The organism is Saccharothrix sp. HUAS TT1, from assembly GCF_040744945.1.
Lineage (GTDB): Bacteria > Actinomycetota > Actinomycetes > Mycobacteriales > Pseudonocardiaceae > Actinosynnema.
In genome coordinates this window covers 5,553,581-5,569,341 of the sequence record NZ_CP160453.1, presented here as the reverse complement: position 1 = coordinate 5,569,341, position 15,761 = coordinate 5,553,581, and the positions used below count along the sequence as shown (strand labels likewise).

Genomic DNA, 15,761 nt, shown 5'->3' with positions numbered 1-15,761 from the left:
GGCGCCCACGCTGGTTCCTGCTGTCACCCCGGGTCGTCGGCGCGCGCCGACGACCCGCGCTGAACACGTCGCTACCGCCGCCGGCGACGTCGCTACGATCTTTAGCGAGGCTAGCGAAATGTGTGCCCTGCTCTGTTTTCCCCGGCGGAGGGACTGCTGTGACGCAGACGCTCGAGGCGGTCGAGGTCGCCGGTCCCCACCGGTGGCGGTGGGTGCTGCGCGCCGAGTCCGGGCGGGTGTTGGCCGATCACCAGGTGGACCTCGACGTCGACACCGCCGAGTACGAGGCGTTCCGCGACCTGGTCGGGCACCTCGACCGGCACCGGTTGCCGCACGACCCGGTCAGGTCGGAGACCGCCGCCGTCGACCGGTTGGGCGCGTGGATCAGCGAACGGGTCTTCGGCGACGCGCTGCTGTCGCGGTTGTCGGGTTCGGTCCGGGTGCTGGTGCCCCGCGACGCGGAGTTCCTGCTCTCCCGACCGCTGGAGCTGGCCCGGGTCGGCGGGGTCCCGTTGGCGCGCAAGCAGATCAGCCTGGTCTACGAGCCCGACGACCTCGACGTGCCCGACGACAAGCAGGGCGTGGTCGGCGGCGTCCGGGTGCTGGCGCTGTTCTCCATGCCCGCCCGCTCGTCGGTGCTCGCCCTGCGCCGGGAGCGGTACGAGCTGGCCAGGACCGTGCGGACGATCGCGGCCAAGTCGCGCAAGGCGATCGAGCTGCGGGTGCTCCAGTACGGGGTGACGCGGGAACGGCTCGCCGAGGCCGTCGAGGAGTACCCGGGCTGGGACGTGCTGCACGTGTCCGGGCACGGCGGCGTCGGCGCGCTGGTGCTGGAGCGGGCCGACGGCGAGCCGGACGTGATCTCCACCGCCGAGCTGGTCGACCTGCTGCGCCCGGCCCGCGACCGGCTGAAGCTGGCCGTGCTGTCGGCGTGCCAGTCCGGGGCGGCCGAGGCGGCGACCACGCTGCACGCGCTGGGGCTGGACGAGCTGGCCGACCGGGTCGCGCCGGACGACCGCACCCCGGCCGACCAGGTCGGCCTGGCCCGCGGTCTGGTGCGGGAGCTGGGCATCACCGCGCTGGCGATGCGGTACCCGGTGGCGGACGGCTTCGCGGTGGCGCTGGCCGGCGAGCTGTACCCGAGGCTGTTCGGCGCGGGGCAGCCGGTGGACCGGGCGGTCGCGCTGGCGCTGCCCAAGGCGGTGGGCGAACGGCCGACCGCCGCCGTGCCCGCCGCGTCCGCGGGCACGCCGATGCTGATCGGCGCGGGTGCCGTCGGCCTGCGCGTGGCTCCCCCGCCGGGACGGGCGGTGCTCGACCCCTACGCCGAGCGGATGGCGTGGTTCCCGCCCGAGCCCAAGCGGTTCGTCGGCCGCACTCGGGCGTTGGTGGAGGCCGGCACAGCGCTCGCGCCGGAGAGCGGGCGCGCGGGCGTGCTGTTCGTCGGCATGGTGGGCGCGGGCAAGTCGGCGTGCGCGCTGGAACTCGCGCACCAGCACCGCGGCCGGTTCGGCGCGTTCGCGTGGTGGCGCGCGCCGGACCAGCCCGACGACTTCGGCCAGGCGCTGGTCGGCCTGGCCACCGCGCTGGAGACCCAGCTGGACCTCCCGCTGCCCGACGCGGTGGGCGGCGAGGCCGAGCTGCGCCGGTTCCTGCCCCGGCTGGCCGCCGTGCTGCGCGAGGAGGCGGTGCTGCTGGTGCTGGACAACGTCGACACGCTGCTGTCGGACGACGCCACGTGGCGCGACCCGCTGTGGGGCCTGCTGGTGGACTGCCTGGTCGGCCACGGCGGGCTGTCCCGGGTGGTGCTGACCAGCCGGGTGGCGCCCGCCGGGCTCGACCCGGACCTGGTGGTGGTGCTGCCGACGCACGCGCTGTCGATCGCCGAAGCCGTGCTGCTGGCCCGCGAGCTGCCGCACCTGGGCGCGCTGCTGGGCGACCAGCCGACCGCCGGGCGCGCCACCGGTCCGTCCACAGCGGACTTGCAGCTGGTGCGCCGGGTGCTGAACGTGGCCCAGGGCCACCCGAAGCTGCTCGAACTGGCCGACGTCGCCGCGGCCGAGCCGGGCCGGCTCGCCGCCGCGCTGGCCGCGGCCGAGGCGGCGGGCCGGGACGCGCCGGTCACCGCGTTCTTCACCACCGGCGCCAGCGCGCTCGACGGCGGCCAGTTCATCCGGTTGCTGTCGGCGTGGACCGGCGCCGCGTTGGCGGCGCTGCCCGCGCCCGCCCGCACGCTGCTGGAGCTGCTGGCGCACGTCGAGGAGGACGAGCGCCGGCCGCGGGTGGTCGAGGCGGTGTGGCGGGAGGTCTGGCCGGCGCTGCACAGGCAGGACGCGCCGCCGCTGGCGTCCGCGCTGGAGCCGCTGGTGGCCGCCGTGGTGGTCGAGGTCGAGGGCGACGACCCGGCCGGGCACGCCTACCGGCTGCACCCCGGCGTGGGCGAGGTGGTCCGCGCCGGCGCCGATCCGGCGTTCGGCGCGCTGGTGGACGACAAGACCATCGAGTGCCTGACCGCGGTGTACGAGCACGCGCACGACGAGGAGCTGCGCGGCCGGTCCGGCGCGGCGATCGTCCGGGCGGGCCTGGCCGCCACGCCGTACCTGCTGCGCGCCGGGCGGCGGGCGCAGGTGGTGGACGTGCTGGAGGCGGCCACCGACCGCGACCCGGCGCCGGAGACCACCACCCGGGCGATGAGCTACCTGCGCCGCATGCTCGACCGCGACGAGGACGCCCTGGAGCACCCCGGGATCGCCGCCCTGTACGCCAAGCTGCTGTCCAGGACCGACCCGGCGGCCGCGGTGGAGGCGTTCCTCACCCTCGTCCGGACCGGGGTGGAGACCGCCCGGTTCGACGTCGCGTCGCTGGCCGCGGCGGAGTGCGTGCAACTGCTCATCGACCACGACGACCTCGACAGCGCGCTCGACCTGACCCGCGCGCTGGCGCAGTTCGACGACCTCGCCGGGTACGGGCCGTGGACGCGGGCCGCCGACACGTGCCTGGAGCTGGTGGTCCTGACGAGGATGGGCGACTACCCGGACGCCGCGTCCCGCGCCGCGGAGCTGGCCGACGCGGTCGACGCGCTGGCCGACGAGAGCGGCGAGCCCGAGCGCGTCACGCCGGTGAGCACGCGGGCCGTGGTGCTGAGCACGGCGCTGGAAGCGGTGAGCCGCTTCGGCGACTGGCAGGCGGCTCTTGGGCTGTGCGAGCGGATCGACGCCCTGCACGTGCGGCGCGGCGCGACCGACCACGAGCGGGCCCGGTTGCGGCTCAACAGGGCCGTGGTGCTGCTGGCGCTCGGCCGCGTCGCCGAGGCCGAGGACGTGCTGCGGCACAGCCAGGCCGTGTTCGAGGACGCCGGTGACACCGGGCTGCTCGGCGAGGTGTTCCGGCTGCGGGCGCGGGTGCGCGACGCGCTCGACCGGCCGCACGACGCGCTGACCATGGCGCAGGCGGCGCTGCGCTACTCCTACGAGGACCCCTCCCCCGCCGCCCTGGCCGACGGGCACGACCTGGTGGCGTCCTACCTCGGCGCGACCGGCGAGCACGGGCGGGTGTGCGCGGCCCACCGCGCGGCGGCCACCGTGCTGCGGGCCGTGACGTCGCACGCCGCCCGCGGCGCGACCGTCGTGCGGCTGGCCGACCTGCTGGAACTCGGCCCGGACCTGTTCCCGGCCACGCTCGCCGACATGGTGGCGGACGTCGAGCGGACGCCGGGCGTGCGGCTCGACGCCGTCCTGCGCGCCCTGGTCCCCGACGACGAGGAGCGGGCCGAGGTCTTCACCGACGTCGTCTCGGTGCCCCGGGACAACCTGCGGATCGGCCAGGACGCCCTGGCCGACTACCGGGAGCAGCGCGACCTGCTCGTGACGGCGCTCCGGCAGGCCGAGGACGACGACCCCGACCCGGACGCGCCCGACGAGGTGGACGGGACGGACCTGGCGCTGTTCACCGTGTTCCGCTCCCTGATGGACCGGGAAGCCAAGCGGCAGCTGCGCACCACCCGGCACGGGGGCGAGCCGCGGTTGTTCGGCGCGCAGGTGGTGCCCGCGATGGACGACCGCGGCAGCGGCATCCACTTCACCGGCTTCGTGGAGCTGGACGGGCGGCCGGTCGCGGTCACCGCCGACGAGGGGGCGGTGCGCACGTGGGACCTGCGCACCCACCGGCAGCTCGGCGAGCCGATCACGCACGGCGGTCAGCGGCTGTGGGCGGCGTCGACGGCGACCGTCGGCGGGCGGCCGGTGGCCGTCGTCAGCCGCGGCGGCGGGCTCGACCTGTGGGACCTGTCCACGCGGGCGCACCTGGGCGAGGTCGAGGCGCCGCCCCGGTGGCGGGACCCGGGCGCGATCTCCGCGGTGGCGTGCACGGTGTGGAACGGGCGCGCGCTGGCCGTCACGGGCTCGTACGACGCGACCGTGCGCCTGTGGGACCTGGACCGCCGCGAGCAGATCCGGGCGCCCCTCACCGGGCACGACGCGGTCGTCCGGGCCACCGCGTTCGGCGTGGTCGACGGGCGCCTGGTCGCCCTGAGCGGCGGCGAGGACACCACGATCCGGGTGTGGGACGTGGAGCGCCACGAGCAGGTCTGCGTGCTGCACGGGCACGACGACACCGTGGAGGCGGTCGCGGTCGGCGACCTCGACGGCACGCCCGTCGCGATCAGCGGCAGCAGCGACGACACCATGCAGTGGTGGGACCTGCGGGCGCAGTGCGAGCTGGGCGACTACTTCGACGCCCACGAGGACCCGGTGGAGGCCGTCGCGTTCGGCGTGCTGCACGGCGGGCCGGTCGCGGTCAGCGGCGGCGGCGACGAGGCGGTCCGGCTGTGGGACCTGCGGACCCGCGAGCAGCTGGGCGCGGCGCTGACCGAGGGGCGGGTGGCGATGGCCATCACCGCGGTGGCCCTGGGCGAGCTGGACGGCCGGCCGCGGCTGCTGGCGGGCGACCGCGACGGCGTGCTGCGGGTGTGGGACCTCGACGCGCACCGCGCGATGGGCCTCGACGTGCCGGGCAGGTTCGCCGCCGAGCTGCCCGCCGAGTGGACCGACCCGGACACCGGCGAGGTGTTCGACCTGGCCGGCCCGATCGTGGACGACGAGGGCTCGCCGTGGGTGCAGGTCGACTTCGACGGCTTCGAGCCGATCCTGGCCGAGCCGGACAGCACCGACGTGACGTTCAACCTGCGGGACGTGCACGACCAGTACGGGCTGGCGGCCATCATCCGCCCACCCCGGCCGCCGCTGCCCGACGGGGGCTAGCGCCGGGCGCGGTCGTCCATCAGCCGGTGCGACACCAGGCCGGCCGCCGCCGCGAGCACGCCCGCGCCGAGCAGGACCGGGCGCGTGGCGTCCACGTCGAACGACGTGCCGAACAGGGTCACCGAGCTGGGCCCGACCAGGGTCACCAGCAACGGACCCAGGACGGTCGACAGGCCGAGGACGACCTTCATCAGCGACTGGACCAAGGCCACCATCCGACCGCGCACGTCGTCCTCGACGCGGGTGCCGATGATCGTCAGGCCGGTCAGGAACGCGACGCCCGCGCACCCGCCCACCAGGGCCACCGCGATCAGCGCGAGCCACAGGCGCGGCGCGAGCGACATGACGACCAGGCTCAGGCCCGCGAAGACGATCGCCACCCCGAACAGCCGGTGGTGGGTCAACCGGCGGGCGAGCTTCGGCGCGGCGCCCATGCCCGCGGCCAGGCCCACGAAGACCGCGACGAACAGCGTGCCGTAGGCGCTGTCGCCGCCCTTCAGGCTGGACGCGTACAGCCGGGCGGCGCCGATCACCGCGCCGGCCGCGGCGAACGCGCCGGTCATGCCGATGATCAGGCCGCGCAGCAGGGGCGCGCGCCAGGCGTGCCGCAGACCGTCGCGCATCATCACCAGGAACCCGTCACCGGTGCGCCGGGCGCGGGCGGCGGCCCGGCCGGACAGCTCGGGGACGCGCAGCGCGATCAGGACGGCCGAGGTGAGGTAGAGCAGGCCGTTGACCACCACGGCGATGATCGCGATCCGGAACTCCAGGTCGCCGCCGCGCACGCCGAGGTAGCCGGGGATGCCGGTGATCAGCGCGTAGAGGCTGAACGCGCTGAGGGTGGCGATGCCGTAGGTCATCACCAGGCCGAGCTGGTTGGCCGTCTCCACCTGGTCGGGCCGGCGCAGCAGGTTCGGCACGGCCGAGTCCTTGGCCGGGATCCACAGCATCGCGCAGCAGCCGACCAGGAAGTTCGCCACGAACAGCCACCAGGCCGAGCCGACGAACGCGATCGACAGGAACAGCGCGCCGCGCGCCAGGTCGCAGGCGACCATCACCTTGCGCCGGTCGAACCGGTCGGCCAGCACCCCGCCGAGCGGTGCGAACAGCACGCCCGGCAGCAGCTGCGTCAGCACCACGGCGCTGAGCGCGAACCCCTCCCACCCGTAGCCCTGGGCGAGCCTGGCCACCAGGCTGCTCAGCGCGAGCAGCGACAGCCAGTCGCCCACGCTGCACAGGAAGGTGACGCCCCACAGCCTGCGGAACGGCCCGATGGCCAGCACCGAACGGGCCCGGCGCAGGGTCGACGTCCCGGTCCCGCCCGACCCCGGACCCGCCTCACCGACACCCGCGCCGTCGCCGCCCTGAACGCCGTGAATGCCGCACCCCCGCCGTAGTCGCTGTTGATCAGCGTAGCGAGGACGGCCCACCGGCACGGCGGCTTCCGCCGGACGGAGGCCGTCAGCCCCCTTGCCCGGTGTCCTTCAGCTTGCCGTCCAGGAGCTGCAACCAGTCCGACACCGCGACCACGGACAGCACGGTCGCGGCCAGCCGGGTGGCCCGCGGCGCGAACACCAGGCTGCCGGTCAACGCGCTGGCGATCCACACGCCGGAGCAGAACGGGCAGGTCACCAGCTCGCCGGCGGCGTGCCGGACCCCGTCGCCGCGCACCGACTCGTGCACCTCGGCCGCACCCGCCGGGCCCTCGAACTTCGTGAACGGCGCCCGCAGCACGCTGGTCACGGCGCCCTTCGTCAGCAGCCGGCTGGCCTTGTGGGTGGCCAGCGACATGAGGATCGCGTCGGCGACGGCGACCCGTTCGGGCAATCGCACGCCGGCCCGGCGGCCGAGCGCGGTGGCGCCGGCGACGAGCGCGCCGTACGAGCAGAGGGTCGCCAGGTACCCGCTCAGCGGGCGCCGCTCGCCGGCGGAGTACGCGGAACTGACCCGCCGGAGGATGTCCGTGATCGGCATGGCCCAGGTGTTACCCCGACCGGCCGGTTCAAACTCGGCCCACCGGGTCGTGGTGGCGGTGGGCGCCCGGTCCCTCACCCGCGCCGGGCGTACTGCGCCAGGTCACGCGCCACCTCGTCCGGCGAGGGCATCCGGGCGATCTCGTCGGCGATCGACCGGGCCGCGTCCCGGTGGCCGGAGGCGGGCCGGGCCAGGGCCCGGACGTGGTCGGCGACGGCGTCGGCGGCCACCTCGGCCGGGAGCAGGCGCAACCCGGCCCCGGCGGCCTGGACGGCCTCGGCGTTGGCGAACTGGTCGGCGCCCTGCGGCAGGAGCAGCTGGGGCGCGCCGACGGCGAGCGCGCCGAGCGTGGTGCCGCTGCCGCCGTGGTGCACGACCACGTCGACGTGCGGCAGCAGGTCGGCCTGCGGCACCCAGCCGTGCAGGGTGACGTTGTCCGGCACGTCGCCCAGCTGGTCCGGCCGCACCCGACCGGTGGCGACGACCACGTGCGCGTCCAGCGCCGCCAGGCCCTCGACGGCCGTGGTCAGCAGCTCCGGCGTGCCGAACGCGGTGCCGAGCGTGAGGTAGACCAACGGCCGCGAGCCGCGCCACGCGCGTGGCGCGGCGGGCTCGGAGTACGCGACGGGGCGCAGTTCCACCCGGTCGGCCTCGGCGGTGAAGTCCTCGTCCTGCAACGACGGCGGGCAGATGTCCAGGTGCGGCAGGCCGGGCGCTTCGGCGTTGCGCGTCGGCAGGTCGAAGCCGATGCCCTCGGGGAACATCCGGCCGAAGCCGTGCCACAGGCCGGGGATGCCGGCGCGGTGCGCGGCGACAGCCGCTCCCGGCACGCCCCACCCGTGCACGACGAGGTCGGGCCGCAGCCGGTCCAGCTCCGGCGCGAGGTCTTCGGGGTACATCTCGTAGAACGCGTCGGCCGGGCGGAACGGGCGCAGGCCGTTGGCGGCCAGCGGCGGGTGCACCTCCTCCCCCGCGGCGAAGTGCACTTCGTGCCCGGCGTCGCGCGCAGCGATCGCGAGGGGGATCAACGGGTAGGTGTGCCCCGCGGAGGCGAGGGCGGCGAACAGGACGCGCATGGCGGCGAACCTACGCGGTCAGCCGGTCGCCCAGGGGTCGATCGGCACGACGTCGGTGATCCGGCCGCGCTCGTCCAGCAGGCACCCCATCCGCTTCACCGCGCGCAACGTCACGGCGCGGTCGGTGAGGGTGAGCGCGGGCAGCCGCCTGGCCAGCTCCGCCTCCAGCCGCTGGATGTCGCCGAGCGACCGCAGCCACAGCGTCAGCACCAGGTTGTCCGCGCCGGTGACGGCCGCGCACAACCGGACCTCGGGCAGCTCGGTCAGCGCGGTCGCGGTGCGGTCCAGCTCGTCCGGCGGCACCCTGGCCCAGAACGTGGCGGCGATCGGCCACCCGGTGACCGGCTGGGCGACCTCGCACCGCAGCGACAGCAGCCCGCCGCCGACCATCTCGTTGAGCCACCGGCGGACGGTGGACCCGCTGCGGCCGGTGCGGGCCGCGATCCCGGCCGCCGGGCGGCGGCCGTCGTCCAGCGCCCGCAGCACCTCCCGGTGGTGCGGCTTCCAGACCGGGCGGCTCCCCCTCGGCCGGGACCGGCCGCCGGGCCGGCCGGGTTCGAGCGCGCCGAGCCGCCAGTGGCTGCCCTCGCCGTAGACGGTGGTGACCGTGTGCGTGCGCGTCCGGCGCAGTCCGGGCAGGCCGTGCAGCCGGTCCAGCACCACGTGGGACAGCGTCGCGAGGTCCGGGGTGAGCAGGGTCAGGAACAGGTCGCGGCCACTGCTGATGACCGAGATCGACGCCACCTGCGGCACGCGGGACAGCACCTCGACCGCGTGCGCGCGGGCGGTCGGTTCGAGGTCCAGCTCGATGAACGCGTTGCAGTGGTCCTCGGCCCACCGGCGCACCTCGGGGTAGGCGGTGACGCGCGCGGACCCGGCGTCCACGAGCGCCTGCCAGCGCCGGGCCGCGGTGACCGGGTCGATGCCGAGCGACCGCCCGACCTCGTGCCACGTCGCCCGCGGCGCGGCCTGCAGCGCGTGGACGAGTTTCAGGTCCGTCTCGTCCGGCGTGAGCGAATCCTGCACCGAGCACCGTCCTGACGAGCGATTACCCCAGTTGCCGGGCTGAGGGTGGCAGTCGATCCGATCCTCGGCAAGAGCAGTCCCCCCACCCGAGGAGATCACCCATGTCACTGCGCGACGACCTGGTCCGGCTGCGCCGCCGCCTGCACGCGGAGCCCGAGGTCGGGCTGGACCTGCCACGCACGCAGGAGAAGGTGCTGGCCGCCCTCGAAGGGCTGCCGCTGGAGCTGTCCACGGGCGCCGCGCTGACGTCGGTGACCGGCGTGCTGCGCGGCAGCGGGCCGGGGCCGGTGGTGCTGCTGCGCGGCGACATGGACGCGTTACCCGTGCCGGAGCGGACCGGGGTGGACTTCGCGTCACGGGTGGACGGCGTGATGCACGCGTGCGGCCACGACCTGCACACCGCGATGCTGGTCGGCGCGGCGCACCTGCTCGCCGCCCGGCGCGACGAGCTGTTCGGCGACGTGGTGTTCATGTTCCAGCCCGGCGAGGAGGGCTGGGACGGCTCGGCCGCGATGATCGCCGAGGGCGTGCTGGACGCGGCGGGCCGCCGGGCCGACGCCGCCTACGCGCTGCACGTGTTCGGCGCCGGTGTGCCGCACGGCGTGTTCTCCGCCCGGCCGGGCACCACGATGGCGGCCTCGGACGGGCTGGAGGTCACGGTGGTCGGCGCGGGCGGGCACGGCGCCCGGCCGCACCGCGCCAAGGACCCGGTCCCGGTGGCGTGCGAGATCGTCACCGCGCTGCAGACCCTGGTCACGCGCCAGTCCGACATCTTCGACCCCGTGGTGCTGACGGTCGGGTCGTTCCACGCCGGGAGCAAGCGCAACGTCATCCCGGACACCGCGCGGTTCGAGGCCACGCTGCGCACGTTCTCGGCCGAGGCCAGGGCCCGGGTCAGGGGCGCGGCGACCACCCTGGTCGAGTCGATCGCGCGCGGGCACGGCCTGCGCGCCGAGGTGGACCACGTCGACGGCTACCCGATGACGGTGAACGACCCGGACGAGACCGCGTTCGTCGCCGGCGCGGTGACCGACCTGCTCGGCGGTCGCTTCCGACGCCTGCCCAACCCGATGCCCGGCGGCGAGGACTTCTCCCGCGTGCTGCGCGAGGTGCCGGGCGCGTTCGTCCTGCTCGGCGCGGGCAACGGCGTCGACAACCACTCGCCGCTCGTCGAGTTCGACGACTCCCTGCTGCCCGACGGCGCCGCCGTGCTCGCCGAACTGGCCCTGCGCCGCTGCCGCTCCACGCCGGCGGAGTCGGCACAACTGTGAATCCGGCGCGGGTCCGGGGCCGAACGGCCGCCGGGTGGCCCACCCCCGGCGGCAGGGGGTTTCGAAAACGTTCGAGAAGCATTGCCGGGCGCCGCGGCGCGCCCCGATCCTCTGGTTCTCCGCGACGGAAGGGGTCGTCGAAGTGCGCAGCCGATCATCCGCGTTCTGCACGGTGCTCGCCGCGTCCCTGGTGGCCGCGGGCATGTTGTTCCCGGTCCGCCCGGCGACCGCGCTGCCGGACGAGGGCCCGGCCACCACCCTGGCCGCGGCCGCCCAGCGCAGCGGCCGCTACTTCGGCGTGGGCATCACCGGGCGCAAGCTCGCCGACCCGGTCTACGAGGGCATCGTGAACCGCGAGTTCGACGTGGTCACGCCCGAGAACGAGATGAAGCTCGACGCGACCGAGCCGAACCGGGGCGTCTTCACCTTCACCGCGGGCGACCGGATCGTGGATCACGCCGTCGAGCACGGCAAGCGGGTGCGCGGCCACACGCTGCTGTGGCACTCGGGCCAGCCGGGCTGGTTGACCAACCTGCGCGGCGCGGCGCTGCGCGAGGCGATGCTGAACCACGTCACCCAGGTCGTTTCCCACTACCGGGGGAAGGTCTACGCCTGGGACGTGGTGAACGAGGCGTTCGCCGACGGCACCACGGGCGCCCGTCGCGACTCGAACTTCCAGCGCACCGGCGACGACTGGATCGAGGCGGCGTTCCACGCGGCGCGAGCGGCCGACCCGGCGGCGAAGCTCTGCTACAACGACTACAACGTCGAGAACTGGTCGCACGCCAAGACGCAGGCCGTGCACCGGATGGTGCGCGACTTCCGGGCGCGCGGCGTGCCGATCGACTGCGTCGGCCTCCAGTCGCACTTCACCGCCAACCACCCGGTGCCCGCCGACCTGCTCACCACGCTGCGCGGCTTCGCCGACCTCGGCGTCGACGTGCAGCTGACCGAGCTGGACGTGGAGGGCGGCGGCGCGGCGCAGGCGGACAGCTACCGGCGGGTCGTGCGGGCGTGCCTGGCCGTGGCGCGGTGCACCGGGATCACGGTGTGGGGCGTGCGCGACACCGACTCGTGGCGCGCTTCGGGCACCCCGCTGCTGTTCGACGGCTCGGGCAACCGGAAACCCGCCTACGCGGCCGTGCTGGACGCCCTCAACCAGCCGGGGTGCGCTGCCGCGCCCACTTCGGGCCGGCGCCTGTCGCGAGTCGAGGACCCGGCGATCGGGTAACGGCACCACACCGGGAGGCGATCACTTCTCAGGAAGCCGCTCGGACGGTGCACCGCCAGACCCGGGGGATGCCATGACGCACCAGCAGGGCCAGCCCCCGAAAGAGGGTTTGAGCGCGAAGGTGGGGGCCATCGCCGGGGTCACAGGGGTCCTGGTCGCGCTCCTCAGCCTCGCCTCCGACAACGACTTCTTCCCCTTCAGCGCGAACCCGCTCGCCGCGGGCGTCCTCGGCGGGGTGCTGCTCGTCCTCTCCTTCGTCGGGCACTTCCGCTTCAACAGGCACGGCAAGCCCGCTGTCGCCGCCGCGTTCAGCCTGGCCGCGGCACTGGGCGCCAGCCTCGTCGTGGGCACGGTGGCGTCCGATGCCGACGGCGGTCCGGACGAGCGGGCAACCTCCGGGCCCACCACGACCTCGGGCACGTCAACGCCGATCACGACCTCGGGCGAGTCAGCCGCGCCCTACGTCGAGAGCCGCCGGTACCGGCTCCTCGTGTCGCCGTCGTCGTACGTCGACCTCGACACCGAGAAGGCGAGCCTGGAAGGCGGGCCGGAGTACGAATTCCGCTACCCCGGTGACATCAACAGCCACATCCTGTTCTCACCGGGACCGAAGGTCTACGGGAGGTCGAAGGTCTCCCTGGTGGGGGTCGATGACGCAGAGCCCCAGAAGTGCGAAAGCAGCACGAGGCCCCAGAAGGACAGCGTCAGCGGCTACACGATGGGCGAGAGCCTGATCTGCTTCACGACGAGCGACGAGCGGTTGGCGATCATCACCGTCCAGTCCTTCGGCGGCCGGGGCGGCAGCTGGGACGGGGTCTTCGACGTCGTCCTGTACGAGCGCGGGGCTTGACGGCCACCCTGCAGCCTCCCCGGAACTGAGCAACTGTCGGATTCCACCCGGTGAACACCGGTTCTTCCTTCGTGCCCACTTACGCTTCGCGGTTAGCCGAACGCGTTGCGCAACCTTACGCTGAGGGGGTAGAGAACCGGCCGGCACGGCGGGAGGCCAAGCAGATGTCGTCATCGACCCTGGACCCACCCAGCGAGGTGGACACCGGCGTGCCGTCGGCCGCCCGTGCCTACGACTACTTCCTGGGCGGCACGGACAACTTCGAGGTCGACCGCGAGTTCGCCGAGCGGGCGCTGCGGATCGCGCCCGTGATGCGGGCCGCCGCCCGGCTCAACCGGTCGTTCCAGCGCCGGGCCGTCGGGTTCTGCCTCGACCAGGGCATCCGGCAGTTCCTGGACATCGGCTCGGGCCTGCCGACGGCGGGCAACGTGCACCAGGTCGCGCAGCGGCGGGTCCCCGGCGCGCGGGTGGTGTACGTGGACGTCGACCCGGTGGCCTGCGCGCACGGTCGGCGGCTGCTGGCGGACAACCCGTTCGCCACGATCCTCCAGGCCGACATCCGGGAGCCCGGGGCGATCCTGGACCACCCCGAGACCCGGCGGCTGATCGACTTCTCCGAGCCGGTGGCGCTGCTGGCGGTGGGCGTGCTGATGTTCGTCCCCGACGACGACCGGCCCGGTGACCTGATCGCGGCCTACCGGGAGCGGTTGGCGCCCGGCAGCGCGCTGGCGATCTCGCACATGGCGAGCGAGTACGCCGACCCGGAGTTGCGGGAGGAGATGGCGCGGTTCGCGCAGGCGTACGAGGCGGCCGGGCTGCGGCTGCGGATCCGGGACCACCGGGACGTGCTCGGGTTCTTCGGCCAGGGCGTGCGGCTGGTCCAACCGGGACTGGTGTTCCTGTCCGACTGGCGACCGGACGACCCGGCGGAACGCGACAGCTTCGCCCGGCCGCTCGGCTACGCGGGAATCGCCCGGATCGGCTAGCGCGACGACTCGGTCAGGGCTCGGCAGGACTCGGCCAGGTCGACGCGACAGCCCGCACGGCCCAGCCGGCACGACCCAGCCAGTACTACAGGCCACACGGCCGGGATGGCGCAGCAACCCGCGCGGCCCGGCCGGCGCGACAGCCGGCACGGTCCGGCCGGCGCGAGCGCCCCGCCCGGCGCCCGAACGCGGGTTCCGGGCGGGGTGCTCGTCGGCCGGTCGCGGCAACAGCGCGGTCGGGTCAGACCGTCAGCCTGCTGCGGTGCGGCGGGTCGCCCAGGACGTGGACGCGCCGCAGGTGCCGGGGCAGTCCGCGCTCGTACGGCTCACGCGTGTGCAGCAGCGAGTAGTTGTCGGTGATCAGCACGTCCCCGGGCTGCCACGAGTGCCCGTACATGTACCTCGGGTCGTACAGCGCCGAGCGCACCTCCTCCACGACGGCCCGCGCCTCCTCCGGCCCGAGGTCGGCCACCGCCACGTTCGGCGGGTTCAGGATCTCCACCCCCTCGGGCACCGGTTCGAGGAACCTCAGGGTCGGCTCGCCGGTCAGCGGGTGCGGTTCGACCAGCGGGGAGACCACCAGGCCGCCGTAGTGGCTGACCTTGGGGTTGCGGTACTCCAGCACCACCGACCGCCAGCGCCGCAGCGTCCCGGGGTCGGTGTCGGCGACGAGCCGGCCGGTGTCGGTGAACAGCGTCCGCCCCCCTGAAGCGCCGACCGGCGCGGTCAGGCAGTGGAAGATCTGGAACTCCGGGACGAACCGCGCGTACATGCCGTCCCAGTGCATCGGCATGAAGGTGGTGTCGAACGCGTGGTCCTCGGGCTCGTCGTGGGCCAGGACGTCGAAGACGGTGCCGAAGGACCACTCCAGCACCTCGCCCCACGAACGCCCGTAGGCTTCCAGCGCCGGCCCGTCGGCCGGCGGCGTGAACCCGCGCAGCACGACGAGGTGTTCCGCGCGCACCAGGGCGCGCACCTCCTCGATCGCGGGCGCGGTGAACGGCTGGTCGGGCGCCCCGGCGGTGACCAGCACGCCGAACGGGGACAACGGCTCGGTGTTCCAGGTGGTTCCCGGAGCGGTGGTGGCTGAGGACATCTCGTCAACCCTTCTGGGATGCGGTGGTGGGCAGCAGGTAGTGCGAGGGGCGGCCGCGGCGCAGCACGAGCCGCCCGCCCGCCTCCTTGGCGGCGCGGTGCTTCATCAGCCGGAAGCGCCCGCGCTGCTCGACGGCGACGGCGTGCCACGGCGTGAGCCAGCGGTCCTCGTCGCCGTCGTGTTGCAGGAAGATGCCGAACTTCTCGTGGCCGCACGGCTGGGGGTGGATGGACAGCCGGACGGCGTCCGGGTGGATGACGGCCAGCAGGTTGCCCCACGCCTGGCTGCGCCCGATCACCTCGTAGGCGCGTTGGCGGCTCTCCCGCTGCAGGGTCGCGTTGCTGCCCCGGAAACCGGGGGTCTTCGCGTCCTCGAACAGGAAGCGGGTGATGCCGCGGTACAGCCCGAGCACCGGGCCGCCGCCGCGCACCTCCTCCCGCAGCGCCGCCATGTCCGGCGCGTGGTCGGCCCACAGCTTCCGGCGCATCTGCGCCGGGTCGGCGTCCGGGTACACGTCGTCCAGGCTGTACAGGCCGATGTGCTCGGCGCCGAGCCGCCGCAGGAGGTCGTGCATCTCCCGCTGGTAGTCCGACACGTGCGGGTCCGGTATCCGCACCAGGTCGTTGAACACCCGCCCGTCGGAGCAGATGATCAGCCGCGCGCCGGGCGGGTAGACCGCCCGGACGCGGGCGCAGAGCGCTTCGAGGAACGCGATGGACAGCTCCTCGGCGAGGTCCGGCAGGTGGCCGAGCACCTTGTCCGGGTTGGGCGACTTCGCCGGGAAGGCCGGCAGCAGCATGGGGATGGCGCGCCCGGCGCGCACGTGGACCTCGACCTTGGCGCGCTGGGCGGCGCGGCAGTGCGCGCAGCGGGCGCCGTGCGCCGTGCCCGGGTCGGGCAGCAGCCGTTGGTGCCCCATCATCAAATCCAGTACGGCCTCGATGTGCTCCGCTTGTCGATCGGCCATGGAACTCCTCTTTCCCGAGCCGGTGA

Annotated in this window: 11 protein-coding genes; 5 read left to right on the top strand and 6 right to left on the bottom strand. The window is 74.5% G+C overall.

Annotated elements, in window-relative coordinates; all coding sequences use genetic code 11:
- The first annotated feature begins 158 nt into the window (after positions 1–158).
- Positions 159–5,258 (top strand): CHAT domain-containing protein, encoded by a 5,100-nt coding sequence (locus tag AB0F89_RS24875; RefSeq protein ID WP_367127993.1) that lies wholly within the window; start codon positions 159–161, stop codon positions 5,256–5,258.
- On the opposite strand, the gene AB0F89_RS24870 is transcribed toward AB0F89_RS24875, so the two are convergent.
- The 4 genes from AB0F89_RS24870 to AB0F89_RS24855 form a co-directional block, all read right to left on the bottom strand.
- Complete coding sequence (locus tag AB0F89_RS24870; protein ID WP_367127992.1) at positions 5,255–6,541, bottom strand: MFS transporter; 1,287 nt, start codon at positions 6,539–6,541, stop codon at positions 5,255–5,257. The two genes, AB0F89_RS24875 and AB0F89_RS24870, sit on opposite strands and share 4 nt — an antisense overlap.
- A 178-nt stretch (positions 6,542–6,719) precedes the next feature.
- Positions 6,720–7,232, bottom strand: coding sequence for a DUF1360 domain-containing protein (locus AB0F89_RS24865; protein WP_367127991.1), 513 nt, complete (start codon positions 7,230–7,232; stop codon positions 6,720–6,722).
- A 74-nt stretch (positions 7,233–7,306) separates the two neighbouring features.
- Positions 7,307–8,308, bottom strand: coding sequence for a glycosyltransferase (locus tag AB0F89_RS24860; RefSeq protein ID WP_367127990.1), 1,002 nt, complete (start codon positions 8,306–8,308; stop codon positions 7,307–7,309).
- Between the two features lie 18 nt (positions 8,309–8,326).
- A complete protein-coding gene (locus tag AB0F89_RS24855) occupies positions 8,327–9,334 on the bottom strand; it encodes an Lrp/AsnC family transcriptional regulator (RefSeq protein ID WP_367127989.1) in 1,008 nt (335 codons plus the stop codon).
- 101 nt (positions 9,335–9,435) lie between these two features.
- Between AB0F89_RS24855 and AB0F89_RS24850 the strand changes: the two genes are divergently transcribed.
- The 4 genes from AB0F89_RS24850 to AB0F89_RS24835 all read left to right on the top strand — a co-directional run bounded on the left by AB0F89_RS24850 (position 9,436) and on the right by AB0F89_RS24835 (position 13,672).
- Complete coding sequence (locus AB0F89_RS24850; RefSeq protein ID WP_367127988.1) at positions 9,436–10,605, top strand: M20 family metallopeptidase; 1,170 nt, start codon at positions 9,436–9,438, stop codon at positions 10,603–10,605.
- A 142-nt stretch (positions 10,606–10,747) separates the two neighbouring features.
- Positions 10,748–11,836, top strand: coding sequence for an endo-1,4-beta-xylanase (locus AB0F89_RS24845; RefSeq protein WP_367127987.1), 1,089 nt, complete (start codon positions 10,748–10,750; stop codon positions 11,834–11,836).
- A gap of 109 nt (positions 11,837–11,945) precedes the next feature.
- Positions 11,946–12,686, top strand: a complete 741-nt coding sequence (locus AB0F89_RS24840) for a hypothetical protein (RefSeq protein ID WP_367127986.1) — start codon at positions 11,946–11,948, stop codon at positions 12,684–12,686.
- 164 nt (positions 12,687–12,850) lie between these two features.
- Complete coding sequence (locus tag AB0F89_RS24835) at positions 12,851–13,672, top strand: SAM-dependent methyltransferase (protein WP_367127985.1); 822 nt, start codon at positions 12,851–12,853, stop codon at positions 13,670–13,672.
- Positions 13,673–13,913: 241 nt separating this feature from the next.
- On the opposite strand, the gene AB0F89_RS24830 is transcribed toward AB0F89_RS24835, so the two are convergent.
- Both AB0F89_RS24830 and AB0F89_RS24825 read right to left on the bottom strand, forming a co-directional pair.
- A complete protein-coding gene (locus AB0F89_RS24830) occupies positions 13,914–14,768 on the bottom strand; it encodes a TauD/TfdA dioxygenase family protein (RefSeq protein ID WP_367127984.1) in 855 nt (284 codons plus the stop codon).
- A gap of 4 nt (positions 14,769–14,772) precedes the next feature.
- Positions 14,773–15,735, bottom strand: coding sequence for an L-tyrosine/L-tryptophan isonitrile synthase family protein (locus AB0F89_RS24825; RefSeq protein ID WP_367127983.1), 963 nt, complete (start codon positions 15,733–15,735; stop codon positions 14,773–14,775).
- Between the last annotated feature and the right edge of the window lie 26 nt (positions 15,736–15,761).

Bases quoted from the DNA above. Each gene is read 5' to 3' on its own strand.
- AB0F89_RS24865 (WP_367127991.1), bottom strand. From the start codon at position 7,232: ATGCCGATCACGGACATCCTCCGGCGGGTCAGTTCCGCGTACTCCGCC.
- AB0F89_RS24860 (WP_367127990.1), bottom strand. From the start codon at position 8,308: ATGCGCGTCCTGTTCGCCGCCCTCGCCTCCGCGGGGCACACCTACCCG.
- AB0F89_RS24850 (WP_367127988.1), top strand. From the start codon at position 9,436: ATGTCACTGCGCGACGACCTGGTCCGGCTGCGCCGCCGCCTGCACGCG.
- AB0F89_RS24835 (WP_367127985.1), top strand. From the start codon at position 12,851: ATGTCGTCATCGACCCTGGACCCACCCAGCGAGGTGGACACCGGCGTG.
- AB0F89_RS24830 (WP_367127984.1), bottom strand. From the start codon at position 14,768: ATGTCCTCAGCCACCACCGCTCCGGGAACCACCTGGAACACCGAGCCG.
- AB0F89_RS24825 (WP_367127983.1), bottom strand. From the start codon at position 15,735: ATGGCCGATCGACAAGCGGAGCACATCGAGGCCGTACTGGATTTGATG.